This is a genomic window from Pleionea sediminis, from assembly GCF_007570825.1.
GTDB classification, from domain to species: Bacteria; Pseudomonadota; Gammaproteobacteria; order Enterobacterales; family Kangiellaceae; genus Pleionea; species Pleionea sediminis.
Window position 1 is genome coordinate 325,691 of record NZ_SUNB01000001.1, and the last position, 26,611, is coordinate 352,301.

Sequence of the window (26,611 nt, forward strand, 5' to 3'; positions counted from 1 at the left end):
TCCTTTATGTCTTGCTAAGTGTGCTTAATGACCTGGCCGACTGAACTATTCAGACTTACAAAATGGGCCACCGCCACCACCAGTATTCCAGTTTTTATTCATACCCACTAATGGTCCACAGTAAGCTAACCAACCATCGGTTGACTTAATTTCTGCTTTTATAACCACATCGTTTTCTATTGTAAATCGCTTATAAGTCTCACAAACGGGCAAAAATAGCGGTATCGGTACAATCACAACAGGAATCAAGCCACACCATTCTCTTTCACCTTCATAATACAAAACTTCGAGAGTATCTTTCGTCGTAACTTCTGTGGGTTTACCAAAAGCTTCCAAAACATCGTCTTTCGTTAATAACTCGGACTCTTCGGTACTTTCTAAAATTTTCTTGTCGGAGTAACGCGAACTCAACTGTGGCTTTTCAATAACTTCGGTACCACTATAAGTCGCGCCAAAGCCAATACAGCCAGTGAGATGTATAACGCCCAGTAGAACAATCCCAACTTGCACGACAGAGCGCAGTAAATAATTAATTTCCATTTAGACTTCCTGCTAAAAATAATGAACAGCTCAAGTTTAAGACTGCTTCAGTTAGCTCAACTCAAATTCTTTTCGACTGGCATTTGTTCTTAAATGAAAGAAAACACCTAAATACATTGCCAAAGAAACCAAATAAGGCACGCCAGTCCAAATATACCACCAACTGTTCATCATTGTTTGGTGGCTGAACTTATCTAAGTTTAACTGACTAACAAATACCATAGCCAGTATCGTATCAAGCGTACTGACAAGAATACCGGAAATTAAAAAGTATTTAATTCGTCGAGCACGAATCAATAAAGTGAACGCAAAAATCATTAAAGCAGACTTACTCAACAACGAGAGTATTGAAGACGTTTGCGCCAAAACTTGCGACATCGGGCCAGATTCGTAAGTGTCCGACAGTGACACGCCAACACTGAATACAGCGACAATAAGTCCAATCCCGGCGAGCACCATGTAGGTAATTGCAAGTACCGTTGTTAACGTCTGTTTCGCTGAATGGACAATCGGTGAGTCGTTGGAGGTTTCACTCGATTGATAAGGGTCCATCGTCATGAGTCATTTTGCTCAATTGACAATGAAAACTCTTGCTTAGATTTATGAGTCTTCAAAAAGAAATAAAGCCCCAAGTAAACCACTAGAAAAATCACCAGCTTAATGACAATATCTTCCAGTAAGCCAGTACTGACAGGGATTTTTACTTTATCGGCTAAATCATAGAGAGAATAAATTGACACTAACGCGTCAACCACACTGAGGATAATACCAACCCACCATACTTTAAATATCCACGCCGCTCGAATTAACATTAAGCCTCCAAGAAATACCAACATGGCATAACTCAGCATATTGAGCACGAAAGGAAATAAAATCGCGAGTTCCGACCAATCTTTACTCGAAGCGGAATACCACAAAGCCACAACGTAACTGTAAACCATAAAACCAGGAGCCAAAATTAGAACACAACCAATCATAGTCGTTATCAAGCGTTTATTAGAACGGTCGCTGTAATCGTTAGCCGACTCAGATCCAGGCTCATACGGATTTAACTTATCCATTAATAATACAACCAGTTGAGAGAGCAGTACTCAATACTAGGTTAACAAGGTTTTCGATTCAACGTACCGCAATCTCAATTTTTAACCTCTGAAGAAACAAACCGTTAACGCTTCAAACGAACCTCTTCGCCTTTCAGCGCAACTTCGGCGGCTTTGAGCAATAATTCAGGATGCAAACGTACTTGGTAGTTTGGATTAACGTACGAAAATTGAATCACACCCTTTTTATCGACAATGAATACTGCTGGCACTGGCAAGTTCGCTTGTTGCTCACCTTCAAAACGCTGCAACTCCGCACCTAAACGGTCTTTGATCAATTGAGTAATTTCATTTTCGACCCGAAATGCAATGCCGAAATCACGAGAGACCTCCACTCGAAAGTCCGACAGGAGTAAATAACCCAAATCACGCTCCTGCTCCATTTTCTTAATCGTATCGGGTAGTTCGGGACTCACCGCAATAATTTGATAGCCCAGATTTTGTAAATCGCCCTCAATGGATTTCATCTCCTGAAGTTGATGATTGCAGTAGGGGCACCAGCCACCGCGATAAAACACCAGCACAATAGGCTGTTTTGTCGCCAGCTTTGTTAATGACACGGGTTTTCCCGCAGAAGTCCATAACGGTGTATCGGGTATAGTTTGACCAACCAGTAACGGAGCCACATCATTTGGCGTATCCGCAATGCGACTGCGCTTGTCAGCGAGTACCGAAGTGGTTAAAAATAAAGCTATAACTATCAATAAGTTAGTTTTCATAATACCTCTTATTATCGGTTTGATGTTAATACTCAGACGCAGTAAACCTGGGTTCATTACAACTTAATAATTTTTGTTATTTCAATTCCCCTTAAGCCTTGACAGATGGCCCTGAAATCAGCAAAATACGCGCCTCCTGACGCAAGTCGGGAATTGTGGCTAGGTAGCTCAGTTGGTTAGAGCACATCACTCATAATGATGGGGTCGGTGGTTCAACTCCACTCCTAGCTACCATATTTATAAAGCTCGCTTTTTAGCGGGCTTTTTTTATGACTGCGAGAAACCACCGACACTCTTTTTAGATGGGGTACGGTGCCGGATGCGGACCAGTCCAACTCCACCCCTCGCTTAAAGCGCCTACTTTTGGAGCTACCAAATTTTTAAAAGGCTAGTAGGTTAGTAACCACTAGCCTTTTTCTTTTCCGATTCTCGTAAGTCCACCGTAAGTCCAAGGCGAAACAGTTTAAAGTAAGTATTGAAGTAAAGCGGAGGAGACCACTTGAATAATTAGGAATTCAGGTAGCGGTCAACCTCAGCATCAGGTGTGTGGAAGTTAGACTTCCTCAATAGAACAGCTTAGTAAAACTAAATTTGTCTATGAAAGATGAGTTTAAGTTCAAAAAGAAACACAAGCTCATAGAGCAATATCGGCCTTCCGCTACCACTTTGAGGCTAGCAAACTAATAACGCGTTATCAACTCTTTCCTTTTGAGCATCTTAACTAAATCTACATTCTTCCATTTTACAAACCAATTAATCCCATTTAGCTCTCCAAGCTTTTGTTGTGCTTCATTTTCAGTTAAATCTATTGACTGCTGTTTATAGAAGTTTACATATAATTTCTTTTTCAAGTCATCGGAAACATAAGGACAGCAGATTGTATCTAGAAACATATGCGTGAACTCAGAGCTATAATCGAGATTACTTTCGTCAGTAATATAGTTTTCGATAATTGATTCACATTGAGCTCTCAAGTTATCATATTCTTTGTAATCTCTCATATAAAATAATAATGATATAATTTCAAAATATGATGGCTTTTCATCTATAAACTTTCGTAACTTGTCACTTGATGTAGAATATGCTTCACCGAACTCATGTGTTGCCAGCAGTATATTCAGGCACTCTACTGATATATGATTTTTCCTCTTATTCTTCTTGTCGAAATCCATTTCCAATTTATTGTAGTGTTCCATTACCCTTGATTTAAAAAAACTAGAGAATTCTTTCGCGAAATTATTAAAGAATCTCTGAGCCAAAACAATTACCTTAGCTAACTTGTAAGAAGATTGAACACTAGGTGAAATTGTAAAGAAGAAAAACATTAAATCAACATATAGGCACAGAGTATCTCTGTACCTAAGAACCAATTCATCCCTATTTAACCCAGTGATAATCCTAAAGTCTTTTATAATTTTGATAGCTCGGTAAGAAATAATTGAAATAATAAAGTTTGCCACATCTTCATAATCTGCCCCCTCTAATCCTAGAGTGCGTTTAATCCTATTAACAAAATCTCGAAGTAGACGGCCATTTGAGCTTACTCCTTTCAAATAGGAGCGACGATAACCAGAATCTTCAATAACATCAAAAAGCTTTTCATCTAAAGATGCTAACTCATCCTTCATTATTGATATCAACATTGATTTTTTAGTTATAAATGGACGTTCTATTTTTTTGACTTTAAGTTCATTTAAACGCATATTATAGTCATTTAAATTATCATTTATTATGTTTGCTACGTCTTCATTTAACTTCTCATCATTTGAGAACAAAATATAATCATCAACATATCTCACAAACTCGAAATCAATTCCGTAACTATACTGACAACGTTCCTCGCACTCTTGAATTATCTGAGCATCAATTTCTTGCAATATAACTTCCGAAAAAACTCTACTCACTTCAGAACCAATAGCTATTCCGTTAGTTTCATTATTATTTGAGCGCTGCATCAACCGGTCAAACTTGCATGCAAATTGGTTTTCCTGCCTTATATTTTTCTTTGCATAACTTTTTGACTTTACAGCCCATGTAACAGTATGAGTATAAATACTACCAAAGCAATTCGAAATATCTAACATCCACATACAGGTGTATTTCTTCTCAAGTTCCAGATACCTTGCACTATTGAAAAATTTATAGAGTTTGTCGTATCCACCATATGAGTAAAATGATGATAAATAGGAACGATTTATTTCAGATTTTACCGTATCTATTCCTTGATTCTTAAACTTAGAATTTATATTTTTATCTTTTAAATAAAGGCTATTCCCAATTTTCTTCGGAGCTCTAATAGAGGCAGGACTTTTATCACAAAGATATGTAATCAGGTAGCTAAACTTGTTGTAAAACTCGCATAACCTCAACTGTAATCGAGGATGGAGAAGTGATAAATGTCGAAATGAAACTTTGTCTTTTCGTATACTATATTTATAAGGACTTGTCTGCTGCTCCCCCTTATTCATTAGTATTCTTTCTATCAAAATACTCAGTTCTCTGGAGGCAACTCCCTCAGCATGTTTATGCAGATTTAGGTAAAGACCATCATTTGAAAAAATAAAAGGAAGATCACCTGGCATTGTATCAGTCAACAATGCTCTAAAATCATCCTTTTTATTAACTCTGAGTCTACTCACTTCCAGATCCTCGTAATTGCTTGAAGTCGATTTAAGCTAAATCGCTTAAAGACCTTTTTCCGAAAACCTGTTTTAAAACTAATTTTCATTAACCTGCTTTTTTGGACATTGCTCAGGTGATGCTTCATCCCTAATTTCAATCTCCTGGGAGGATGCAAGATTGCCACTTTCAAGTAATCATCCAACTTATCCAACGAGCTTATAGGCCCTTCTACTTCAGAGTAATTATAATAAATTCCTGAAGGTATCTTCCTGTTACTTAACTTATCAATGATATCTCGGTTGGTTGTAAGAAACCTGAACCTGTCAACTAATAAGCTAAAATCACCACTTTTCCCAAATGAGTATATTGCTTGATAAATTTTCGTTTGAAACTTCGATAGCTTTTTCTTAGAGATATCAACATCGACTCTACGAAACCTAGTGCATTTTATTGTCTTTATCTCTCTTTTACGCTTCTCATCCTGCAGGCCTTTGTCTGAGGAAATATCATCTATGACCTGAAACTGATAGCCCAAGTAGTCGAAGTTAGCAACTGGATTGTTCTCTCCACTTGAGAATTTATTCACATGAATAATATTTGTTTTCTTTCGATTTAAATTGAGTCCGTCTGGCAAATTTGTCTCTATATCCAGTAGAAGATTATCCGACTTGCTATTTGCAACAATTATTATATCGTCGACATATCGAGAATAATAAAATATATCCTCCACGGACATCACCCACTTATCAAAATTTTTTAAATAAGATTCTGCAAGAACAGAACTAATTGATAAGCCTCTAGGTATACCAGTTCCACTACAGGGTGTTGTTTTCAATATATTCTCTATAATGTTTAACGTAATTTTGTCGACGCCATTATCTTTCAATATACTCAAAAGGTAATTATGACTACAAGTCTCGAAAAAATCTTTTATATCCAATCGAAATAGTGAATATGGAGAGCCTTCTGAAAGAACAATCTTCAGTTCTCTTATTATTGTAGTCCTTGGCTTTAGGTTGAGTTTAAGTCGACTTTTAATATTCGCTGTACATTTCCTCAATACCAATTGATATGCTAAGTCAGGAATTTGATAGACTTGCTTTCCATCTACCAAGTGAGTTTTTATTGTTGGAGAAGGCGTTAGAAAATTTTCTGCTAACTTTAGCGCACCTTGAATAAAGCTTTTTCGATAATCCTCATCTAAAAGATCTTTACATTTATAAAAATCGAAACCATTAAGTAGGCGGGCTAAATTTGCTCTTGTATATGAGTAATCCATTCAAAACTTCTACTTTTTAAATAACTTTTTCTATGAATTTGGATACAGTTATTTACAGAACTCCAAGGGGGGGGTAACCCTTTCAGTTCGAACTTTTTCCACACTCCATTCATGTAATCGAGTAATAAATGTTCGAGCTTTATACTTTAGACCAACTAGCCTTTCAATAAAGCTTTCACCATACTTCGACTCTTTCACTTCACCAGTCGACGTATCAAATTTAAAACTGTAGTGCGGCCTTAGTAGCTGCTCTTTACGCTTGCAGAAAAAGCCACCCATCAATAGATTAAATTTACACCTGTCGGAATCATCGGATGCTTTTCGAATACTCTCAACCTTTTCCGGTAAATGATATTTTCCTGGTAGCCTTTTGAATTCTCGTCACGCGGTAACACTACACCAATCAACAATCTCAAATTGTATTATTCCCCACGCAGAGCTCGATCTTTCAACTAAATGAATATTTTCGTCAGAAACTTCCAGATATTACAAATTTGAGATTCTTTCTATCCAAAATATGGCTCTGCAGAATTCAAACCATCACATCCCGATAACTGTTCTTGACAACAGTAGCAAATGCCTAAGAAATGTTCCAATCTGTAACGAGCTTTCATACTGTATTTACTCAGATAAAAACCTCATTATTCGACAAATTACTGTTTTGTGACAATTTCCAACTTCAAGAAATTAAATTAGTGATCGACGTGACTTTGTTGACTAGGAAATAGTATTTTTTATGCGGCATATGAGCCGAAGGGATTTCTTTTAAAATGAAAAATATAAGAGATAGTATATCACTGGCACTACTATCTCTTAACACTATTAATAACTAACGATTATTGCTGATATTCAAGTGTGTAAGTCGCTAACTTTTCTTTGAAAATTGGCTCCGACTTAAATTTCCAATGTTTAAACACGCTTAAAGCGGACTTAACAAAAACATCTCCGGGGTGAGACTCTGCAACTTTAATATCAACGGGAACGCCGTTATCATCAATAAAAAACTCAAGCCGTACCCAGCCCGATAGCTTTTCTTCAATCGCCTTTCTAGGATAGCCCGGTTGAACTATGACATGTGGTATCGGGTCACGCCCTGCCATCCTTAAATTTTCTGTATTCACACTATTTTCAAGCTTATAACCATTGCTTGCACAAGACGCCAAAAGCAACATTGATAGTGCGGCTACTAAATAATTTAATATTGATTTTTTCAAAATATATTTTTCGACTATTCTTGTTCAGGCTTAAATTCCATAGTGTATTGCAAATTGTTCTGCCGAGCAGGTTTTCCATTAACTAACTTTGGTTTAAATTGAAACTCTTTGGCTTGCTCTATTGCTACCTTTTGAAATTCTTCGCCAAGATTGGATTCAATAACTTTGATATTGATTGCTTTACCCGTTTCAGACAAATCAAACTCTAACTTTACAAATCCAACCTCGCATGAATCAACTAGACAGTCGTCATTGCTACTCGCATCTAAAGATTTACTTTGGTGCTCTTCTGGTAGAAAATTAATCGGATAGGAAAACGTTTTATTAGCTGCAGGTCCAAAATCCAAATCTTTAATGACAGTACATATTTTTTCGGCAACCAGCTCTAAACCACCACCCGCTTTTCTAACCTGACACTTATTCGGCTTGTTATAAATTGCGGTAATGTCGAAAACCATCTCACCGCCGAGAGAGGGATTATCTCCCAAAGCCCTTTTATAAATAGAAAATATCAATGCTTGGTTCTCATCGAAGACATTTTGAATGTCTTCACTCGACAAAGGCGACAGTTTACCATCAGCACTTTCTTCTGACACCACTCCGCTACTTGCACAAGACGCTAAAAACAACGTACACAAAAACATCAAACTTTTACCCATTAGTATCACTCTCTAATTCAGGAGGAAATTTATATGCCAGATTTAGTTTTCTAACTTTTTCAACGCCAGTCTCAAAATTTAATTTCAAAGTTTCACTTTTTAAAAACTCAGGGCTTCCAAGCTTTGACGATACTATTACTTAGCATCTTTATAGTTAAGATAAGACTTCATCATAGAATTAACGCAAAGTTAACCGGAAGTAACGGAAGCGCAATGGAGCGCGTAAAGTAGCGAAGCCACGCGCGAAACGAAGCGTGAGTTACGATTCCGGTTAAGCGCCTTGTTAGCTGTCATTTGCTTGAAGTAACGAATTTATTTCGTTTACAAGGGATGGAAGATTTTTTTCGTTATAACCAATGTGCTCTGAAAATACATTTCCATCTCTTCCGACGATCACCATGTGAGGTATTGCTTTTACACCATACATCTTAGCAATATACCCATTTCTATCAAACGAAAATATCATCGGATTGTCTGAGAGAGTCTTAGAGACTTTTTTAAAAAGCTTTATCCCTTCTTGATAGCTTATAGCGATGACCTGAAGGTTTTCTGTACCGACCTGTTTCTGTATAGCGCTCAAAATTGGTAGCTCTTTCATACACGGACTGCACCATGTAGCCCAAAATGTGATGATTACTACCTTCCCAGTATAATCTGTCACTTTTATTTTTTTTCCATCGCCACCTCGGCCAATATTATCATACGGAGCTTGGCCGACTGTTATATCAGCCGAAACAGATTCCATTGACAAGAATAGCGATGTAAACAATAAAACACGTAATAATGACATAAAGACTCCTTTTTTATTTTTTAAACAGCTAACGCAAAATTGAGAGGCGCGTTTTTCGCGCCTTTCTCAAATGTTTAGTTGTCCTATTTTCCTCGACACTCACTGAAAAAGCAGCACAACAGATTTATATAAATACATCAAATTCACCGGTACAAATACTACCAGCAAAAACAGGTATTTCTTACCCATAAATTTACTCCAGAGCTTAAAGAACAAAGGAGAAAAAAGTATGGATAAACTCAAATTAACAACTATAACAAAGCTTATCAGCCTGAAACTAGAAAACTCAGGTAAATATTACCCATTTGTTCCAGGATTGAATATAAGCATTACGATTATAGTCAGGCCGAAACAGGCAAAGAAATTTGGAGCTTTTCCTTTTTATTCATAGTGTCTGACAATATTCATATCCTTGCTACGCATAACGCTTTGCTTTGCAGATTTGATTCGCGACAACAAGGTGTTGCTCAAAGTCGCGCAACAGTTTATGGTTATGCTATACATTTTTAGCATCTCTAGTTTTTAGATAATAACCCATTAGTAGAAACGAAACGCCAACGACGATTAAAGTATAATTATCTGAATGACTTTCTTCAGTTGCAACCACTTTGATGTAATTTGAGTGTTCGCCAAAGCTAAAAAACTGCACTATATTTGACCATAAATCAACAGGAAAAAAATCTGCGATCGGCGTAAATAACAAAATACCTATAAATGCCAATATCAGACCTGAATATATAAAAAGTCTACTCATAATACGCATAACACCGCCAATTATGTCTGAGAGAAGCGAAGTCCTGCTCCAGAAACTTGCTGGCGCATGGCTGCTTGGCTTTGTTATACCCTACATAGCTAATAACCTTTCCCACTTTTCCTTGAGCTCCTTACTAGCATATTCAAAGTTACTGATACCCAAAACTATGCGCTTAATTTTACCGTGCAACTCCATATTTCTAAGCCAATACTCTTTATCGCAATCTAATACAGATTCCAGAAGGTCACCTTCAAAATAGTAAGTATCAATCATCGGGTCTCTCTCCAGAACTTGGATAGCTAATGGAATGAGAATCTGCAAGCTAATATCTTGCGATATCATAATTCGTAAATCAGCAGGCTTAAACTCTTTGATTGGTATCTTCCTAAGCCTATGGCATTCCTTTACCAGAAACGATGAATAAGTAGGCTCTCCCCAATCCACATTCTCCAATTCATCTACGCTATTTTCTAGATTCATATCTCGTCACTAATATTGGTATAACGCTCAATTAAAGTGCGGCTGTAAACCGTCAATTTTCAACTTCTTGTTATGTGTAAATTGGTAAGAAAGGACAGGATTCGAACCTGCGTTCTGCGTTACGATAAATCGAATACAAAAGAGCAGTCCATAAATGGAGCTGCCCACCTTCAGCCACTCAGTCACCTTTCTTATATCACACATTTTTTTAAATTTTTTATAAACCATGAATGCATTAAATTCATCGACCCAGTTGTTTTTCACACATAACGATTTAACAAAAATTGTAGCTTCACTTTGCTACATCTTCTTTCGTTTTCTGGTTAACTATTTCTTCAATTTTATTCCAATCATACAAAGATCTAAGCAAATGCCAGCTTTTCTGTCCTTTGTAATGCAAATATATCTCTTGCGAAGTTGAACCTATAAGCGCTCCAATAATTAGAATGAAAGTCATTTTCCAGCCACCATCCAATTCGTAATACAAATAGACGCATGAAACGATCATAATGGCTCGATATACCAGGGTTCCAATACCATTCTTCAAATACGTCAACATCGGAACGCCTACTTCCTTTTTTTCTAGTAAAGATTTACTTAGTTCGTATTCGTTCATATCTTATAGCTAACGCTTAAAGCAGGCGAATATTATTTTATTTCGCTTGCCTTTAATTATTAAGTGACTCTTACTCATAAGTTTTCCCACACCATAAGAATATAGCAAATTGTTTCCATGGGTTTTGTTCTAATTCTGGTTCTTGTGCAACTCCAAAATCAGGGTCTGCCCATGCAATTGCTGCTTCAAGAAAACCGTATATATCATTATTGGCCCAATCACCGGAAAAACCAAAAACATCAGGCTCTCTTCCTTCATGCGATTCCCGTTCATCTCTCAGAGCTTTTGCGAACTCAAGAAAACTACTTTTGTCTTTCACCTTTTCCAATAAATCGAAAGGATCTTCCATCTTCATGCTTTTCACTTAACACATCGCTAAGTTTACGTATTGTTTAACGCTAAACTTCAGAGCCTGGTTGTATGTTTTCAATTTACTGTTCATTGAAATTCCATGATGTAATGTTACCGCCATCAACTAACACATAATGAATATGCTCTGTTTTACTTTTGTAAACAAAAGAAGGCCGGCATTCGGTTGATCCTTCTTTATCGTAAGATAAATATTGTTCGGACAAGCCATTTTTCTTAAGGTGTACAAGCAATCGCTCTTTTTGATATTCCAGAGGAACATCGCAACCAGAAAATAAGTAAGAATAAAGAACAAAACCTAATGCAGAAAAAATTAATAATAAGATAGCTGTTACAATCTTCATACTCGTCCAGATTTAAAACATATAACGCAAAGTTGAGGCGCGCGTTTTTGCCTCGTCGATTTCAAACGTATGGTTATGTGACATTTCTTAAATCCATCAGCGTTTCGCCGAGCACATTAAGTTTTTTTCGTTCGATTTTAAAACTCAATACTGTAAGTGGGATTACCGCTTTCGCAATATAGTTCACTTTACATGTATCCGAATCGATCGGAGTAATTTTAAAAATGGAGCTGGTTAAGCCTATCTTATTCAATTCTATGCTCTCGCTAATTTCACCACAATTGCTGAGCTTTGCTCCCAACTCTTTAATATAAGATTCTTTGACTATAATCTTGGGATTAAGATCATTGCCTATTTCTATCTGAATTCTGATTCCATCTTCATGAGGCATTACAAAAATTGCGACCGCCAGCAATCCGACATTACTAGATGTTGTATATAGAGCTCGTTCCATTTCAAGTTCTCTTATCTGTTTTGATGCTTACTCAACGTATTATTAAATGATTAATTCCATTTCTTCATGAGCATAACACTTCGCTAAGAAGTGCTGTAGTAATCGGCGTCTTTTTACAGCGCCTTGTTATAAGTCATATTACCAACCATTACTATAGATTTTAGTTACTTCAGTACTAGCGAAAAAGCCACCATCCCACAATTTCCCTTTAGAGCCAACTTCTATAACCGACTCAAATAATTCGGGAGCAATGACTGCACAGTCAACTTCACAAGAGTCCCCTTTATTAAAAGTTGCGGCGTGCTCTATAAACATCCCAACTGTATTTAGACCTTCAACACCATCCATCTGCATTGGTACTCGCCTGTGCAGATCTTCACCAAACATAAACCACTGCCTTCTCGATTCATCGTGCTCCGAAAATTCAAAATAAATTTTCATTTTAAATTGTGGCTTTACCTTACTCATGGACTTACGCACTTATAACGCCTAAATAATAGGCGCAGCTTTGCTGCATCCGGCACCGAAGGCGCGAAATGCCTTGTTAGGTGTTATGACTATGACCATTTGCCTTCAATTCCAACACCTGCTGTTTCAAAAATATAGAATTTTGCGTTATTTTCTCTGCACCATTCTTCGAGTTCTTGCTTCAAATCAGAATATTGATTGCGCGCCCAATCAGGAGATTTTGATTTCCAGGCTTCCTCTGTTGGCAGATATGCAGAAAGAATACCCATTGGAAGCTCAAGGATAAATTGGCCTCCATCACCTGTTACAACAAGCTCCTCTTTCCATCGTGGCTGAAATTTAAATTTACTCACTGTGAACAGCTAACGTTTAAATAATAAGTACGGTGTTATCTTTCCGCATCTTCTTTCATTTCTTGGTTAGGTCCAATCAATCCAATGAAAAGAGAACCTATCGAAAAATACCAACTAAACCATCCAGATAAAACTAATAAAGGATTTTCATTCCACTCGGTCAATTTAAATCCTTTTGACACCGGAGCTTCAATAGATGGAGAAAGTATCGCAACAATAGAAAATGATACAAGAAAGACAATAGTCATCGGGAATGCTGGATCACCACTTTTAGCAAATCTATCTCGAATAAGCTTACTTAAGTATAAGGCAATACCAAAACAAGCAAACCATAGTATTTGCAATGATAAGATTAAATCCCATTCACCTCGCTCATATGTGTAATAGCCAAAATAAGCAAAAAATATTGCTATGACAGCTAAGATTCGAACTTTCATATTTATGACCTAACATTGGGGTTTAACGGACCCTAAGAACCGTATGATAAATATATCTCATTTTACCACATTTTGCTGAAACCTTGGCCACAAGAGGGTTGTAACAATTTCACTACTCTTTCTTAATAGAACAAAAAGCGGACCGCTGCGCGTTATAATATTCTAGCTTGTTTTTCGACCAGAAAATAATAACTCAAAATCAACGAGTTACAGAAGCTCAAAAATCACTACCGAAAAAGTATGGACCAAGCTATTCAAATGAGACTATTATTAAAATCGCTGATTGTTTAACCAGACACTTGGTTTACTTGAAGTATGCCCAATACTTACTTCTCAATTTGTGTTTTATTGACTGCGTAACTAGACCCAACATTAAAACTCGATGCTAAATATTTAAGCGCTTTTATCATAAATGTTCCTATCGATATTTTATTAAGCGATTAGTTCGACTCAATTCTGTTGCTGCACTGAATGAACAATTATTCTATTTAACAGAAGGTCAATGAAGTGCTTGTAACATTGAACAGCAACGACTTGGATAAAAAAGAAAGCCTTGCTGCCTCCTCTCATCTAGAAGGTAATTGGTATCGACTCTCGGCGATAAGCTTTAATAGGAAAAAATACCTAATGTCTTATTTTTGATATCTAATGTCTTTTTCTTTATAAATTCCTGATAAATGAATCTGGTATTGTTCAACCCGTCGACCAGACGAATATATATTTTAATTAGGAGATTAAGTATGAACATTATCGGAAAAACGATCAGTGCTATCGCAGTATCTTTATGTATAGGCGCGAGTATGTACTCACCGTCAGCCCATGCAGTTACTTGCTCTGCCGAGGCTGCTGCACTCGATCGTGCGTATAGTAATTATTTCAAAGCAGTCGCGCTACATGGGTACGAGAGCCCACAAGCAAGGTCAGCGGAAAGAGCCGTTTCAAATGCTCAGTTGAGTTATATGGCTTGTATTATGCCAATCGGAAACTAAAGAAATTTATAGGCACTTAAGTTGATAAGTGTCTATAACTCTCTCGCACTATTTAATTTATTGGTTCGCAAATATATAGTCATAAGATAAGATCAAAACCGAGAGTGTTTACAGTTTTTAGTGGGTTGCTCTTTTCATAGTTCGACTGACATAAGATAGTATGGAAGCCCCTTGAGTTAATCCGTGATCCGTTTCTCTATCATATTCTTTATTGGCTTTAGATAACTCTTTCGTTAATCTATGACCGATACCGTTAGCCTCAGCTTTTAAGATCTCACAAGAACTCTTCGGCTCTAATGCCAGAATCTCTTTGTCTATTCGATGAGCGATATCTTTTGCAAGCTTTCCATGTCCCTCTTCATGAATAGCTAGCTTTGGATACCATTGCTCCCAGATAGGATCGACAGACTCATTTGAATATTTTGGACGTGGCATAATGAACGTTCATCGAAAGTTTAACTTTCAATACCCTGTTTATAAATCACTCCATTCAAAAACGATAGCCAACATGAATTCCAGGAAACAAAAAGAACTCAGACTCTTTTGCCACAGGTAAGTCAGGATCAATATATTTTTTGTCCATATAATGAATGGAAATGCTTGCCGTCACATTCCAACCCGATGGCCATTGCCAGCGATATCCAGCGCCCAATCCGCCATCATTTCCCTCTGCTCTATGATAGGTAACACCTCGATACCGCGTCCCTCCGTTTGTCGGCTCGTCAAAAGTTCCAATATATAATCCATAAAACTTAGAGTCGCTGTTAGGTTTACTGTAGTAGCGATAAGCCACTCTATCGAACAATCCAATACCTAAGCTGTGATGCGATTTTTTTATTTCGAATCCGAAAATTCCATAGAAAGGAGATATCCCAAAAGAAGCGTTGTAATGAATATCATTATCATTGTCTGAATATGCAAATGCTTGAGTGCTAAACAACAAACCAAGACTTATCGAAACATATTTCACATGACTCATCCTTTAAATGAAGTCTAAATATTCAAACAATTTAACCGAAATGAGATTACTGTAAATTTTAACAAGTTAACTTTATGAATGACTCATTTATAGTAGGTTGAAGTGAACTATAAATCGAGCAAGTAGTCTATTCTTGAACCACATGGTTTCCAGTTGAGTTGATAGAAATACTAAAAAAACGGTTCGTTAACCCATCTAGACTTCTATTTTCGTTTCTAAGTACGATTCTTATTAAGTAGTTAAAAAATAGCGAATTTTATTGAATTCAATGGTTAGAACCATGACAAAATATCTAATAATAGAGATAAAAAACTCTCGTTTCCTAGTGTAATATTGCATATGAATTAGGTACTCCATTAATATAACATTCTCGATTTGAGAAATAATATTCAATGGACGATGATATCTGAACACTATTTTCACTGTTCAAACTTCACTCACAGCTATCCATTATGGCAAATAAATAAAATAGGATATAACTATGAAAAAATGGTTAATACTTGGCACAGTAATTTCGAGTTTTAGTGCATTAGCAGATTTTAATTCCGCAATGAGTGCTTATCAGAAAAAGGAATACCAAACTGCTTACAATGAGTTTGAAGAAATGGCTCATATGGGTGAAAAGCGATCGCAATTTAATTTAGGCGTTATGTACTACCAGGGCCAACATGTTCAGTCTGATTTAAATAAAGCTTACGGCTGGATGAAGCTCGCTCTTGAAAGTGAAAATATGACCGATCGTGAAAAGCAAATATTTGAGATTGTGAGAAAGGAAGTTGATACCGCTGAGGCAGAAAAAGAGTATCAAAAGCTGCAACAAGAATATGGCTTAGAAGCACTGTATAAAAAACTCTACCCGATCATTCGCCCAGAAAAAACAGAAGGCTTTGCGGCAAAGCCATTAAAAATAGTACAACCGAATTATCCGAGAAAAGCAGCTATGGCCGGCTGGGAAGGCTACACACAATTTAAGCTCGACCTCGACCAAAACGGCATGCCTCGAAATATTTTATTAGTTGATTCTTTTCCTGCTGATGTATTTGAAAGAGAGTCACTAAAAGCCATTAAAAGATGGCGTTTCGAACCGCAATTAAATGAAAACAATGAGCCCGAATACGTTAAAAACATGTACTACACATTAAAATATGTTCTTGATGGTAGTAAAGGAGAAACTAAAGAAAGCTATGTTTCTTTCGATAATCCTGTCCTTAAAGCAACAAAGTTTAAAAAGCCTGATGTTCCTAACAATGATAAAGAACTTTTCAAAGGCAGAGTAGAAGTCAATGCGACTTTTGATATTAATGAAGTTGGCAAGCCGGTGAATATCGCATATGCATCAACCAACAATAAAGACTTTCAAGAAGAAGTGGAAGATGTTATTGAGGATTGGATATTTAAGAACAATACATCGCTTAAGAATCAAAAGCTAACCGTCGTATTTAAGCAACAAAATAAGATCGCTATATTGCCTAAAAAAAATATTTTAGAAGAAGTTAAGGAAAAAGCCGAACAAGGTGACTATCACAATGAGTGGCGATATGGTTTATTCCTCGAGAAGTTTCCATTACTGGAAGGTTATGGAACGCAGAATGAATGGTATTTAAAGGCGGCACTAAAAGGTCATCCCATTGCACAATACTCCTTAGGTGAAAACTTAATGAGAGGTAAAGGTTGCGTCACTGATAAACAAAAAGGATTAGAATGGCTAGCTAGAGCCGCATCAAATGGTCAGTTAGATGCCAAACAGAAACTCGGTTTAATTTATGCCGACCGTAAAGATATTGAAAGTCAACGTCTTGCGCGTGAGTTTTTAGAGGATGTAGTGGAAAAAAATCCTAATGAGCGCGCTAAGCTCCGCTTAGCAAATTTACTCCTTGAATCGCCGTTTGAAGAAATTCGCGATCCCCAAAGAGCGTTACAACTTGCGGAAGATATCAGATGGATAAAAATTGGCGATCCAATTACCGAGTATGAAATTAAAGCGGCCGCATCTGCTGCTATTGGCAAACTAGAAGATGCCGTCGAACTTCAGGAAGAAGCTCTCGAAGAAGCAGAAGATGGCGGATTTTATTCTTCAGATATAAAATCTAAACTCGCATTGTACCAAAGCCAATTAAAGTCACTATAAAATAGAAAGGCAGCTTCTACTCAAAAAGTAAGGCAGTAGAAGCTGTTTCTTCAGCGTTTAATATTAAACTAATACTTTTTTGAAAAATCTTCATTTCATATAAAAAACGAATTAATATTTCCAACCAGCGATACCTCTTTGGTAAACAAGAATAATTGCCGTTTTAATGCTCTTCTAAATTATAAATATTGGTACCAAAGTCTCGGATTTACAGCGGAATGAAATCTAAAATCGAAGTCTTACTGATTCTCTGGGCTTTATAATGAAACAAGGGCTAGCGCTTATTTTAGGAGCTCTATTGTTCGGTTGCAGTAACTCGAATGATAATAGCGACAATGAAGATACCGATCCGCCAACACCCGAAGTTGGTGATTGGTACAAACCTCCCGTCATGACCACCTGGCAATGGCAGCTAATGGGCGATGTTAACGAAGCGTATGCCGTTGATATCTACGATATTGATTTATTCGACGTGCCCTTGGAACAAATTCAACAATTTCAATCATCTGGAATTCGAGTCATTTGTTATTTCTCCGGTGGTTCTTATGAAGAATGGCGTGACGATGCCAACCAGTTTTTGGCAACCGATCTGGGGAATCCTCTTGAAGACTGGGAAGGCGAACGGTGGCTCGATATACGTTCTAATAACGTCCGCGACATCATGAAACAACGTCTGGCACTTGCCAAGCAAAAAGGCTGCGACGGCGTTGAGCCAGACAATATGGACGGCTACCAAAATCAGCCTGGTTTCAACTTTAACGGTAATGACCAGCTCGACTACAATCGTTTTATCGCCAATGAAGCACATAAGTTAAACCTATCCGTCGGTTTAAAAAACGATTTGGATCAGATTGAAGAATTGGTCGAATATTTTGATTTCGCCGTCAATGAGCAATGTTTTGAGTACGACGAATGTGACCGTTTAACCCCCTTTATTATGGCAGGCAAACCTGTGTTTAATGCAGAATACTTAGCCAAGTATGTAAACAATGAATCTGAACGTGCCGCTCTGTGTGATGATGCGTTGAGTCGTCAATTCAGTACACTAATACTTCCAATAAATCTTGACGACGAGTTTCGGTTAAGTTGTCTGCCTTGATAAATAAAGCAGTGACAATAAATCACTGCTTTATTTATCAATAATAAAATGAATCGTTTTTAATATCTCTCCGACCTTACTATAATTCGATGTAGCATGAGCTCGATACATTTTTATTCGAGATTTAGAGTTCCTATACATTATTAAAAGAGTTATCAATATTTATAATTTGGTAACTCTTGATTACAGCGTTTGGAATATTGTGTCAAAAACTAAATTAAAAGCTTTTCATACAACGTTTAAAGCCATGGGCTCGCCTTGCTCTTTAAGTCTTTTTTGCAGTGATAAGCAAAACTTTGAGAAAGTAACTCAAGCGTGTATCAAAGAAGTCGATCGGCTGGAAAAAAAATATTCTCGGTATCGAACAGATAGCTTAGCGACACAAATAAATAAAGCCGCAGGCTCTGCTCAAACATTCGAACTCGATTCAGAAACCTGGGCATTACTCAGCTACGCCAATACCGCTTTCGAGCAAAGTGATGGTTTATTTGATATCACCAGTGGTGTGTTACGAAAAGCCTGGAATTTCAAATCGAAACAAATTCCAACAGAAGAACAACTATCCGCAGTTTTATCATTAGTCGGTTGGCGAAAAGTTCAGCTTAACCAAAAAGCTTTCTGCTTACCTGAAAAAGGCATGGAAATTGATTTTGGAGGAATCGTGAAAGAATACGCTGCCGATGTTCTGGTGAGTACGATTAAATCTCATCGAGTTAATCATGGAATGATTGACCTCGGTGGTGATATCGCCGTGAGCGGTCCACAAGCTGACGGCACACCGTGGAGAGTCGGTATTCGTCACCCACTAAAGCCGGGGCAGGCTATGGCGACCATTCAATTGGATTCTGGCGGACTTGCCAGTAGCGGCGATTACGAGCGTTGCTTTGAACTCAATGGTGTTCGTTACTCGCACTTGCTAAATCCGAAAACTGGATGGCCCGTCCAAGGAATATCCGCTGTTAGCGTTAGTGGACCAGCGTGCGTGCTAGCAGGCAGCGTTTCTACAATTTCTATGCTAAAACCTACAAAAGATGGACTCGACTGGCTCGAAAAACTTGGACTTCCTTTTGTTGCGATTGATCAAGATGGCAATGTTTATCCGAATTAATCCTCTTGCTCTAACGCCACCAAGTCGATAGTATTCCATTACTGAGATGGAGCTAATAGGGCTAATCATTACTTAGCCAAGAACGCCTAAAATTATAATGGACAGAAACTCATATGAAACTGATCCGTAAAAGCCGCTTAAAATTTCAACAAGGCAAGTCCGATAAAGTTTACGAAGTTGATCTCGTTAAAACCTCGGCAGAAGGTGACAATGCTTATTTGGTTAACTTTCGTTATGGCCGAAGGGGCAGCAATTTAAGAGAAGGCACGAAAACGCCCGATCCCGTCGATTTCGCAAAAGCCGAAAAGCTGTTTGACAGTATTGTCATCTCTAAAATTAACAAAGGTTACATTGATAGCGAAAGTCATTCGCAATCTAACAACGCGACGTCTCGACAGTCAAATCGTCAATCTTCAGGCTCGCTGTTAGAGCTTGCGGCCGACAATTATAACCAGCGCATCGTTAAGTTGATGGCAGGTTCTCTGAATGACCATCAGGCGAAACGACTTGTTTGGCGGCTTGGTGAAATGGGTTACCAACCGGCAATATCCGAACTGATACAGTTAATTGGAAAAAAAGACGATGCTTTTAACTATGTTTTAGCCTGGTCACTGGGTCGTTTAAATGCCGAAGCCGCATTTAATACATTACTGGATCTTTCCAAAACCAGTCGCTCGTCTGCCACACAACGGATCGCTTTAGAAGCGGCTTTAAACGTGGCTAACAAAGAAGATCGAGAATCACTGCTCAAAGATATTTATAATCAGCTACCCTCAGAGATTAAAAGTATCTTGAGCCGGTCTGGTGTTTACAGCAATGATATCAGCACCTCTCAATCAAACTTGAGCGATACGACAAATGATATTTTTCGTTATTTTGAGTCGACACCGGAAGCCATCGACTTATCCTTAGTCATTTTTTATCAGCTCGGCTTAAGTTCGCAAGAAAATACCAGCTATGTCGGGCGTCACCTGGTAAAAGAAGCCTTAGCTCGTTTTTCTTTAGCACCCAATTATTTTGTTGCTATACGACATGTATTTAAATTGGCGGAATTTAGATTAGACGGTGAAATCTATGGGTTGATCGCTCAAAAATTTGACCGCACAAAAGAATTCTATTTTATCAGTGATTGGAGTGACTTTACGGTGATTCAATCACCAAGCTACCAATGGGTGAATATTCAAGAAGAGCAAAGTAAATCGAATCCCCGTCTTGCCTACTCAAATAAAACGCGTCGCTATTTTCGACGTCGATGCTGGCGGACCTTAAGACGCCTTGGCGAAGCACACGATTCCCGTTATGTAACCTTTGCTGCCGATATTTTATTAACTTATAACGATCTCTGCGCAGAGAAACCACAAACGAGAACGCAATACCAATACGACGCAAAAACCAGACAAAGCCACGCGACGACGGCTGAATACGATGAATACGCATCGCAGAATTTATTGTGCCATCTCACTCGTGCTAATCACCCAGGATTTAAACCCTCTAACAGTTATAAAGTCTGGCAAAAAGAAAATACACAAAGTGCATTTACTGGACGTGGTGAAGCATTCCCGGAGTTGTGGGATGAAAATCCCGAAGCACTATTGAAACTCTTATGTCACAGCAAACTAACTCTTATCCAGGAGTTTTGTGCCAGAGCATTACAAGATCACCCCTCCTTTTGTGCCGAGTTGTCATTCGAAGTCTTATGTCAGTTATTAAGCAGCGAGGCATTGGCGGCTCAAACACTTGCGGTTGAAATCATTAAACCCAGACTTCACCGCGAAGAACCGACAAGTTCACTGTTATCCAATTTGATAGCCTGCCAAATACAAGATGGCCGAAAGTTGGCGATGGATTGGATGCGCTCACATCTAACGCGAATAAACGACTTTATTGACGTTTTTCCATCGTTATTGTTTGTTGATTATGAAGATGTTCAAGAGTGGCTCTGTAACATCGCAATTTATCTGCACGATTCCGAAAAAGGTTCTTTCATTGTTGACTCAGTGTTAAATAAAGCCGCGGAATATTATTCGACAAATCATGAGGAAGCGGCCCTCATCCCAATATTTGAACGCCTGCTTAAAAATTTCAAATCAACGATTGAAACACTTGAGCTAACAAAAATACAAGATCTATTTGAGCAACCCGGACTCGCCTTGCATGTTTTTGCAGCAAAATTACTCGAGGTTAATCAGTGCCCGGTAGAGTCAATCCCGCCACAAATATTTAAAGGGCTCATTGATTCATCGGTTATCTCACTACAAAGCAGCGGCGTCGCATTATACTCTAAGTTACCGAGTTCGCGAATTGCCGAGCAGTTAGATTTACTGGTTCGATTTTGTATATCGAGCAGTCCGAGCGTTCGCTTAGCGACGACTCAAGCGGTTGAAAAACTACTACGAGATCATCCAACTAAGGCACAAGAGTTACATCGTCAACTGATCGATTGTTTATTTTCGGCGGAAACTTTCGATGGTGTTCATAATGATTTGATTACCCTTCTTACCCAGCCATTAGATGAATTATCAAAGCGCATTGATCATCAACTTTTTTGGCGGCTATCTCAAGCAAAAAGTCTTGGCGCAAAACGGTTTGCCGCTAGCATTATCAATAATTTCGAAGATAAACACTTTTCTATTCGCCAATGGGCAATCTTAGCCAATCAGGAAAGTAAGTCTATTCGCGACCGAGCTATGACTTATTTTTCAAATAATGTTGAGACAATTAAAGCTGAACTAGTCGATGCCTTACCGTTACTAAATTGCACCTGGGAAGACAGTAAAACTTTTGCCTTAAATTATTTTAAAACTCAATTTGATTCTTCTGACTGGACTCCCGAGGTTTTAGTTGGCATATGTGATAATACGGATCACGAGTTGCAGAACTTAGGACGAGATTTAATTTTAAATCATTTTGATAAATCACAAGGTAAATTTTATCTTAACTGTTTGTCTCAACACCCTTCCGTTAATGTTCAATTATTCGTGACTCAGTTGCTCCCAGACTTTGCAGGCAATGATTTAGAGTCTCTTCAAAATCTAGAACTTTATTTTATTACCGTACTATCGCAAGTTAAAAAAGGTCGTGTTGCCAAGAATCGCGTATTAAGGTTTTTGATGGAAAAAGCCCAATCAAACATTGATTATGCAACCTTAACCGCAAAAATATTGACCAGAGTCTCTGACACTTCGGCAGTTCAAGAGAAGGCTCAATATTTAATGGCCATGCGAGATCTTAAAGTAATGTACGCCGATCTCAAATTACCCATTCAATGGAATTCCCTGAGTAATAAAACTGACGATAACAACAAAAGAATTGCGCAAGAAAACGCGGAGACGACATCATGAAATTTGATTATCGTTATTTAGGACGTTCTCAAATCAAGAAGTCGAGAAAGTCGGTTGATATTGCGATGGCCCCCGATACTCTAAGAGAACCGACTTTCTTTGTTGGCGATCTCAATCAACACATTCCGTTTCGCGAAGCTATTTCCGCTCTTAATAAAGTCGTTGTTTCAGATCTTAGAACTCAACCCAAAGACAGAACAGAATACTTTCAATGGCTGCAAGAAAATGAACAGTCATTATTAGAAGAGTTTTTAGGCTCTCAAGGTGACCTTGACTCACAAATACAAGATCTACAAGATCGAATCAAAGAGGTTCATAATCAATCTAATAAGATAATGAAGCCCTTTTATCAGGCACAAAAAAAATACTTCAACTACCTTTACAAAGTCGATAGAGATGCCTGGTTTGTGCTTGATCCTGTTATTACGGTACATCCCGATCAGATATTCTTCGAATGCTTTAGTCAAGATGAGTCCAGTTACGGGTGTCTCAGCTGCAGTCATAATGTATTTAAAAAGATTGATGATATTGCCTTTGGGACAACAAACATTGATTACTCATCGAAGTTATACGATGAATTCCAAAAGATTAGAACTTACAAAAACACCCAATTTAAAATCGACCCCAGTGGCTTCAATGTACAAACCGGCAATGATGCCGAATATCATGAAGAAAAAATTGATCTGCCAGATACTTGGGTAAAAGGCTTCTTACAAGTCAGCGCCGCGATGACTCTACCGAAGAGTCATATCACTTTATCCCCAATGGACGTTTATAATATTTGTCGTCTGTTAAGAATGAAGAAAGAAAAAATGGGCCCTCGTTCATTACGTTTTATACTAGAATCGGGGAAACCACCTACCATCATATTTGAACCCTGGAATCAAAAACTTGTTTGCCAGAGATCCATTTATCATGGGAACGACAGTCAAGAAATTAGAATCTGGGGCAGACGACGCTTGCACATACTTGAACGTTTGATTCCAGTTAGCAAAAAATTTGACGTCTATTTACTGGGCACCGGTCTTCCAAGCTTTTTTGTTGCAGATATGGGCGACATGACATTTACACTGGGCTTATCCGGCTGGACAGCAAACGACTGGAGCAAGATGGGAAGCTTTGACTTATTATTACAACGTCAAACAGTCAGTGACCCATTGAAAGAAGAAGTTTTCTCTATTCTTAAGAAAGATCATGTAAAAACCAGTAAAGAACTTGCAAATGAATTACAAGAATCAATTGCACAAATAGAAAGTGCGTTATTTTTACTGATACAAGCTGGAAAAGTTGTTTACGACTTAGATAACACAAGCTATCGACTTCGAGAACTGACCCAGCAACCGATTGATTTTGAAAAGTTGAGTTTCTCTGATCCTAGAGAAGAAAGTGCTAATCGATTTATACAGGCGAATTTAGTTAATTTATTAGATAAAGTTCGAGCTGAAAATATAACAAAAATTCGCGGAACGATTATGGATGATGGAAAAGAGTTTAACATTGAAATTGATATTGATCAGGACTTACGACTGGTCGAAGGCCAATGCCAATGCGAATTTTACATTAAGAATAAAGTCTACAAAGGTCCCTGCGAACATATGCTTGCACTTAGAAAACTAAGTTCAAGTACGAATTTGGAGGCAAAACATTGAGCCCATTAGCATTCCTTGGTAGACTGCCAAAATCTGTTGGAAAGCGTGAAGAACTTTGCATCTCGGTTGGTGGATCGCCAACCTGGCTTCAAGACCTCTCATGCTTCACTGACCAGCTCTTTACTGGGCGGAAGATGCCCTACTATCGCTATTGCAGTATGACTTCGGTGAAGTCAATGAGCGATAGTAGGGCACTTCCGCGTCGAGTTGAGCAGTTCAGTTCTAAGAACTCTACGAAAGCACTATTGCGCTTTCCAACAGACTTACCTCACTCAATTGCTTCATCTATAAAATATAAACTATCTGTTCTTCCATTGGCCGGCATCCTGAAAAAGGAGAATGTGTAATGTCAGAAATATCTCCTGGAAAATTAACTCGCCAACAACTTTATGACCGGATTCGAGAATCCTCGAAAGACGAATATATTCTCGAAGAAATGAAACGTTTAGGATTTTGGGATGAGTCAGAGCAGCCTCCTGAGGCTGAAGAACTAATAAAGGAAAAGGCGCGGTTACGCAAGGAGCTTAATAAATTATTGCGTAACAAACGCTTGATGGACGATCCTGAAAAAGCGCTTGAGTTAATGCATAAAGAGCGCAAAAAGAAAGCATTAGAAAAGCGAAAAGAAACGAAGAAAGAACGAATTAAATCAGCATATGAGCGCGCGCTTAACTGGTTTAAGCTAAACCAAAAAGAAATCACCTATCTGGGTGAAAATACTAAAATTGAAATAAGTCAAACAGAAACCAATGAGCAAAAACTTAATCAACAAAACTTACCTAAGTTTGTTGAGTCGAGTGAGCTGGCGGAAGCCATGGGACTCTGTCTTTCTGAACTCCGCTTTTTAACCTACACGAGAGATGTATCTAAAGTCACTCATTACCAACGATTTTCCTTAGTCAAAAAGTCCGGCGGTGTTCGGCATATCTCTGCGCCTATGCCGCGACTCAAACGGATTCAGTACTGGGTTAAAACCAATATTCTGGATACACTTCCACTCCATGACTGTGCGCATGGTTTTGTGAAGGAGCGGTCAATTGTCTCTAACGCAGCACCACATATTGGACAGTCCATCGTAATTAATATGGATCTAAAGGATTTTTTCCCGACGATCACTTATAAACGTGTTAAAGGTTTATTTCAGCAGTTAGGATACAATGAAAAAATATCAATTCTATTTGCTTTGCTAACAACAGAACCTCACTGTGACGAGCTATCCCTCGATACAGAAACCTATTATGTAGCTCAAGGTAAGCGTCTGTTACCTCAGGGGGCACCCACAAGTCCAGCTATTGCCAACTTAATTTGTCGACGACTGGATCGACGTATATCCGATTGTGCAAAAAAACTTGGTTTTGAATATACCCGGTATGCCGATGATTTAACTTTTTCTATTAAAGACAATGATTCAGACAAGGTTCGAAAATTACTATGGCGAGTTAAAGCAATTATCAAAGATGAAGGCTTCAACCTTCACCCAGAAAAAACCCGCATTATGCGTTCTCATCAGCAACAAGAAGTGACAGGTATTGTGGTCAACGAGAAGATTAACTTGTCGCGAAAAAAGCTGAAACGACTCAGAGCAACTCTCTTTCAAATTGAGAAAGATGGCTTTTCTGGAAAGAACTGGGATGACAGTAAAGACATTCTTAGGTCGCTTACAGGATTTGTAAATTACTATGCCATGGTCGATCCTGCAAAATCAGTTAAGTACAAAGAGCAACTGAAGAGAATCATTCAAAAACATCCTTACGAAATCAGTAAAACGCCTTTTATAGGAAAATTAAAAAAGTCTGTTTTTATCGAAAAAAGTAAGCAAGGTTTGTCGCCCTGGGATGATTGGTGGCAACCAGTAGAAAAAACAGAACCAGAGCTTATTCTGCCCAAGGAGAATGAAAAACAGGATAGTCGTCGCAAAGCCACAGATAGTATTGAAAGCACTTCATCTTCTCAAAGTAATAGAGGCAGTACTCGAAACCGAAGTAGCGAGTTACCAGAGCTGATAGGAAAGGGATTCTTTACCGTAACACTTATTATTATCGCTGTGGCACTTGCGAAAGTTTCACCATTAATATTATTGCTTGCGGGATATCTAATCTATCGGCTGTGGAAGTAAGTTT

29 protein-coding genes and 2 tRNA genes are annotated in these 26,611 nt (G+C 38.1%); 10 read left to right on the top strand and 21 right to left on the bottom strand.

Annotated elements, in window-relative coordinates; translation table 11 throughout:
- Positions 1–45: 45 nt before the first annotated feature.
- The 4 genes from FAX86_RS01230 to FAX86_RS01245 form a co-directional block, all read right to left on the bottom strand.
- Positions 46–540 carry a hypothetical protein gene (locus FAX86_RS01230; protein WP_144391514.1) on the bottom strand — a complete coding sequence of 165 codons (495 nt, stop codon included), beginning with the start codon at positions 538–540 and terminating at the stop codon, positions 46–48.
- Positions 541–591: 51 nt separating this feature from the next.
- Positions 592–1,098: a hypothetical protein gene (locus FAX86_RS01235; protein WP_144391515.1), complete on the bottom strand. Its 507-nt coding sequence runs from the start codon at positions 1,096–1,098 to the stop codon at positions 592–594.
- Complete coding sequence (locus tag FAX86_RS01240) at positions 1,095–1,601, bottom strand: hypothetical protein (RefSeq protein ID WP_144391516.1); 507 nt, start codon at positions 1,599–1,601, stop codon at positions 1,095–1,097. Before FAX86_RS01240 ends, FAX86_RS01235 begins: the two co-directional genes overlap by 4 nt.
- 104 nt (positions 1,602–1,705) lie before the next feature.
- A complete protein-coding gene (locus FAX86_RS01245) occupies positions 1,706–2,359 on the bottom strand; it encodes a peroxiredoxin-like family protein (protein ID WP_164503411.1) in 654 nt (217 codons plus the stop codon).
- Between the two features lie 157 nt (positions 2,360–2,516).
- On the opposite strand from FAX86_RS01245, the gene FAX86_RS01250 reads away from it, so the two are divergent.
- Positions 2,517–2,593, top strand: a tRNA-Met gene (locus FAX86_RS01250).
- A gap of 446 nt (positions 2,594–3,039) precedes the next feature.
- Here FAX86_RS01250 and drt3b read toward each other — a convergent pair.
- From drt3b to FAX86_RS01275, 5 genes are all read right to left on the bottom strand, one after another.
- Positions 3,040–4,998, bottom strand: coding sequence for an antiviral reverse transcriptase Drt3b (gene drt3b / locus FAX86_RS01255; protein WP_144391518.1), 1,959 nt, complete (start codon positions 4,996–4,998; stop codon positions 3,040–3,042).
- Entirely contained in the window at positions 4,995–6,260 is a 1,266-nt protein-coding gene (gene drt3a, locus FAX86_RS01260) for an antiviral reverse transcriptase Drt3a (protein ID WP_144391519.1), read from the bottom strand. The genes drt3b and drt3a overlap by 4 nt, the downstream gene beginning before the upstream one ends.
- 836 nt (positions 6,261–7,096) lie before the next feature.
- On the bottom strand, positions 7,097–7,474 hold the full coding sequence (locus tag FAX86_RS01265) for an energy transducer TonB (RefSeq protein WP_144391520.1): 378 nt from the start codon (positions 7,472–7,474) through the stop codon (positions 7,097–7,099).
- A 14-nt stretch (positions 7,475–7,488) separates the two neighbouring features.
- Complete coding sequence (locus tag FAX86_RS01270; RefSeq protein ID WP_144391521.1) at positions 7,489–8,133, bottom strand: TonB family protein; 645 nt, start codon at positions 8,131–8,133, stop codon at positions 7,489–7,491.
- Positions 8,134–8,416: 283 nt separating this feature from the next.
- Positions 8,417–8,923, bottom strand: coding sequence for a TlpA family protein disulfide reductase (locus FAX86_RS01275; RefSeq protein ID WP_144391522.1), 507 nt, complete (start codon positions 8,921–8,923; stop codon positions 8,417–8,419).
- 229 nt (positions 8,924–9,152) lie between these two features.
- Between FAX86_RS01275 and FAX86_RS22095 the strand changes: the two genes are divergently transcribed.
- Positions 9,153–9,314 (top strand): hypothetical protein, encoded by a 162-nt coding sequence (locus FAX86_RS22095; protein WP_164503412.1) that lies wholly within the window; start codon positions 9,153–9,155, stop codon positions 9,312–9,314.
- 105 nt (positions 9,315–9,419) lie between these two features.
- On the opposite strand, the gene FAX86_RS01280 is transcribed toward FAX86_RS22095, so the two are convergent.
- From FAX86_RS01280 to FAX86_RS01320, 10 genes are all read right to left on the bottom strand, one after another.
- On the bottom strand, positions 9,420–9,686 hold the full coding sequence (locus FAX86_RS01280; RefSeq protein ID WP_144391523.1) for a hypothetical protein: 267 nt from the start codon (positions 9,684–9,686) through the stop codon (positions 9,420–9,422).
- An 81-nt stretch (positions 9,687–9,767) separates the two neighbouring features.
- Positions 9,768–10,157: a contact-dependent growth inhibition system immunity protein gene (locus FAX86_RS01285; RefSeq protein WP_144391524.1), complete on the bottom strand. Its 390-nt coding sequence runs from the start codon at positions 10,155–10,157 to the stop codon at positions 9,768–9,770.
- A gap of 86 nt (positions 10,158–10,243) precedes the next feature.
- Positions 10,244–10,349 (bottom strand) — tRNA-OTHER (locus FAX86_RS22100).
- Between the two features lie 100 nt (positions 10,350–10,449).
- Positions 10,450–10,773 (bottom strand): hypothetical protein, encoded by a 324-nt coding sequence (locus FAX86_RS01290; RefSeq protein WP_144391525.1) that lies wholly within the window; start codon positions 10,771–10,773, stop codon positions 10,450–10,452.
- 70 nt (positions 10,774–10,843) lie between these two features.
- A complete protein-coding gene (locus FAX86_RS01295) occupies positions 10,844–11,128 on the bottom strand; it encodes a DUF7660 family protein (RefSeq protein ID WP_246128473.1) in 285 nt (94 codons plus the stop codon).
- 76 nt (positions 11,129–11,204) lie between these two features.
- Positions 11,205–11,486: a hypothetical protein gene (locus FAX86_RS01300; RefSeq protein WP_144391527.1), complete on the bottom strand. Its 282-nt coding sequence runs from the start codon at positions 11,484–11,486 to the stop codon at positions 11,205–11,207.
- 73 nt (positions 11,487–11,559) lie between these two features.
- A complete protein-coding gene (locus FAX86_RS01305) occupies positions 11,560–11,940 on the bottom strand; it encodes a hypothetical protein (protein ID WP_144391528.1) in 381 nt (126 codons plus the stop codon).
- Positions 11,941–12,078: 138 nt separating this feature from the next.
- Complete coding sequence (locus tag FAX86_RS01310) at positions 12,079–12,420, bottom strand: hypothetical protein (RefSeq protein WP_144391529.1); 342 nt, start codon at positions 12,418–12,420, stop codon at positions 12,079–12,081.
- 77 nt (positions 12,421–12,497) lie between these two features.
- On the bottom strand, positions 12,498–12,761 hold the full coding sequence (locus FAX86_RS01315) for a hypothetical protein (protein WP_144391530.1): 264 nt from the start codon (positions 12,759–12,761) through the stop codon (positions 12,498–12,500).
- A gap of 35 nt (positions 12,762–12,796) precedes the next feature.
- Positions 12,797–13,198: a hypothetical protein gene (locus FAX86_RS01320; protein ID WP_144391531.1), complete on the bottom strand. Its 402-nt coding sequence runs from the start codon at positions 13,196–13,198 to the stop codon at positions 12,797–12,799.
- Positions 13,199–13,938: 740 nt separating this feature from the next.
- Between FAX86_RS01320 and FAX86_RS01325 the strand changes: the two genes are divergently transcribed.
- A complete protein-coding gene (locus tag FAX86_RS01325; RefSeq protein WP_144391532.1) occupies positions 13,939–14,187 on the top strand; it encodes a hypothetical protein in 249 nt (82 codons plus the stop codon).
- Between the two features lie 117 nt (positions 14,188–14,304).
- On the opposite strand, the gene FAX86_RS01330 is transcribed toward FAX86_RS01325, so the two are convergent.
- Both FAX86_RS01330 and FAX86_RS01335 read right to left on the bottom strand, forming a co-directional pair.
- On the bottom strand, positions 14,305–14,622 hold the full coding sequence (locus FAX86_RS01330; RefSeq protein ID WP_144391533.1) for a DUF922 domain-containing protein: 318 nt from the start codon (positions 14,620–14,622) through the stop codon (positions 14,305–14,307).
- A gap of 55 nt (positions 14,623–14,677) precedes the next feature.
- Positions 14,678–15,157, bottom strand: coding sequence for a DUF3575 domain-containing protein (locus tag FAX86_RS01335; protein ID WP_164503413.1), 480 nt, complete (start codon positions 15,155–15,157; stop codon positions 14,678–14,680).
- 490 nt (positions 15,158–15,647) lie between these two features.
- Between FAX86_RS01335 and FAX86_RS01340 the strand changes: the two genes are divergently transcribed.
- From FAX86_RS01340 to FAX86_RS01370, 7 genes are all read left to right on the top strand, one after another.
- A complete protein-coding gene (locus FAX86_RS01340) occupies positions 15,648–17,294 on the top strand; it encodes a TonB family protein (protein WP_144391535.1) in 1,647 nt (548 codons plus the stop codon).
- Between the two features lie 262 nt (positions 17,295–17,556).
- Positions 17,557–18,393, top strand: coding sequence for an endo alpha-1,4 polygalactosaminidase (locus tag FAX86_RS01345; protein WP_144391536.1), 837 nt, complete (start codon positions 17,557–17,559; stop codon positions 18,391–18,393).
- A gap of 202 nt (positions 18,394–18,595) precedes the next feature.
- On the top strand, positions 18,596–19,501 hold the full coding sequence (locus FAX86_RS01350; protein WP_205859081.1) for an FAD:protein FMN transferase: 906 nt from the start codon (positions 18,596–18,598) through the stop codon (positions 19,499–19,501).
- Positions 19,502–19,614: 113 nt separating this feature from the next.
- Entirely contained in the window at positions 19,615–22,842 is a 3,228-nt protein-coding gene (locus FAX86_RS01355; RefSeq protein ID WP_144391537.1) for a hypothetical protein, read from the top strand.
- Positions 22,839–24,491: an SWIM zinc finger family protein gene (locus FAX86_RS01360; protein ID WP_144391538.1), complete on the top strand. Its 1,653-nt coding sequence runs from the start codon at positions 22,839–22,841 to the stop codon at positions 24,489–24,491. The genes FAX86_RS01355 and FAX86_RS01360 overlap by 4 nt, the downstream gene beginning before the upstream one ends.
- Positions 24,488–24,838 (top strand): hypothetical protein, encoded by a 351-nt coding sequence (locus FAX86_RS01365; RefSeq protein ID WP_144391539.1) that lies wholly within the window; start codon positions 24,488–24,490, stop codon positions 24,836–24,838. Before FAX86_RS01360 ends, FAX86_RS01365 begins: the two co-directional genes overlap by 4 nt.
- On the top strand, positions 24,838–26,607 hold the full coding sequence (locus FAX86_RS01370) for a reverse transcriptase family protein (RefSeq protein ID WP_144391540.1): 1,770 nt from the start codon (positions 24,838–24,840) through the stop codon (positions 26,605–26,607). Before FAX86_RS01365 ends, FAX86_RS01370 begins: the two co-directional genes overlap by 1 nt.
- The last annotated feature ends 4 nt before the right edge of the window (positions 26,608–26,611 follow it).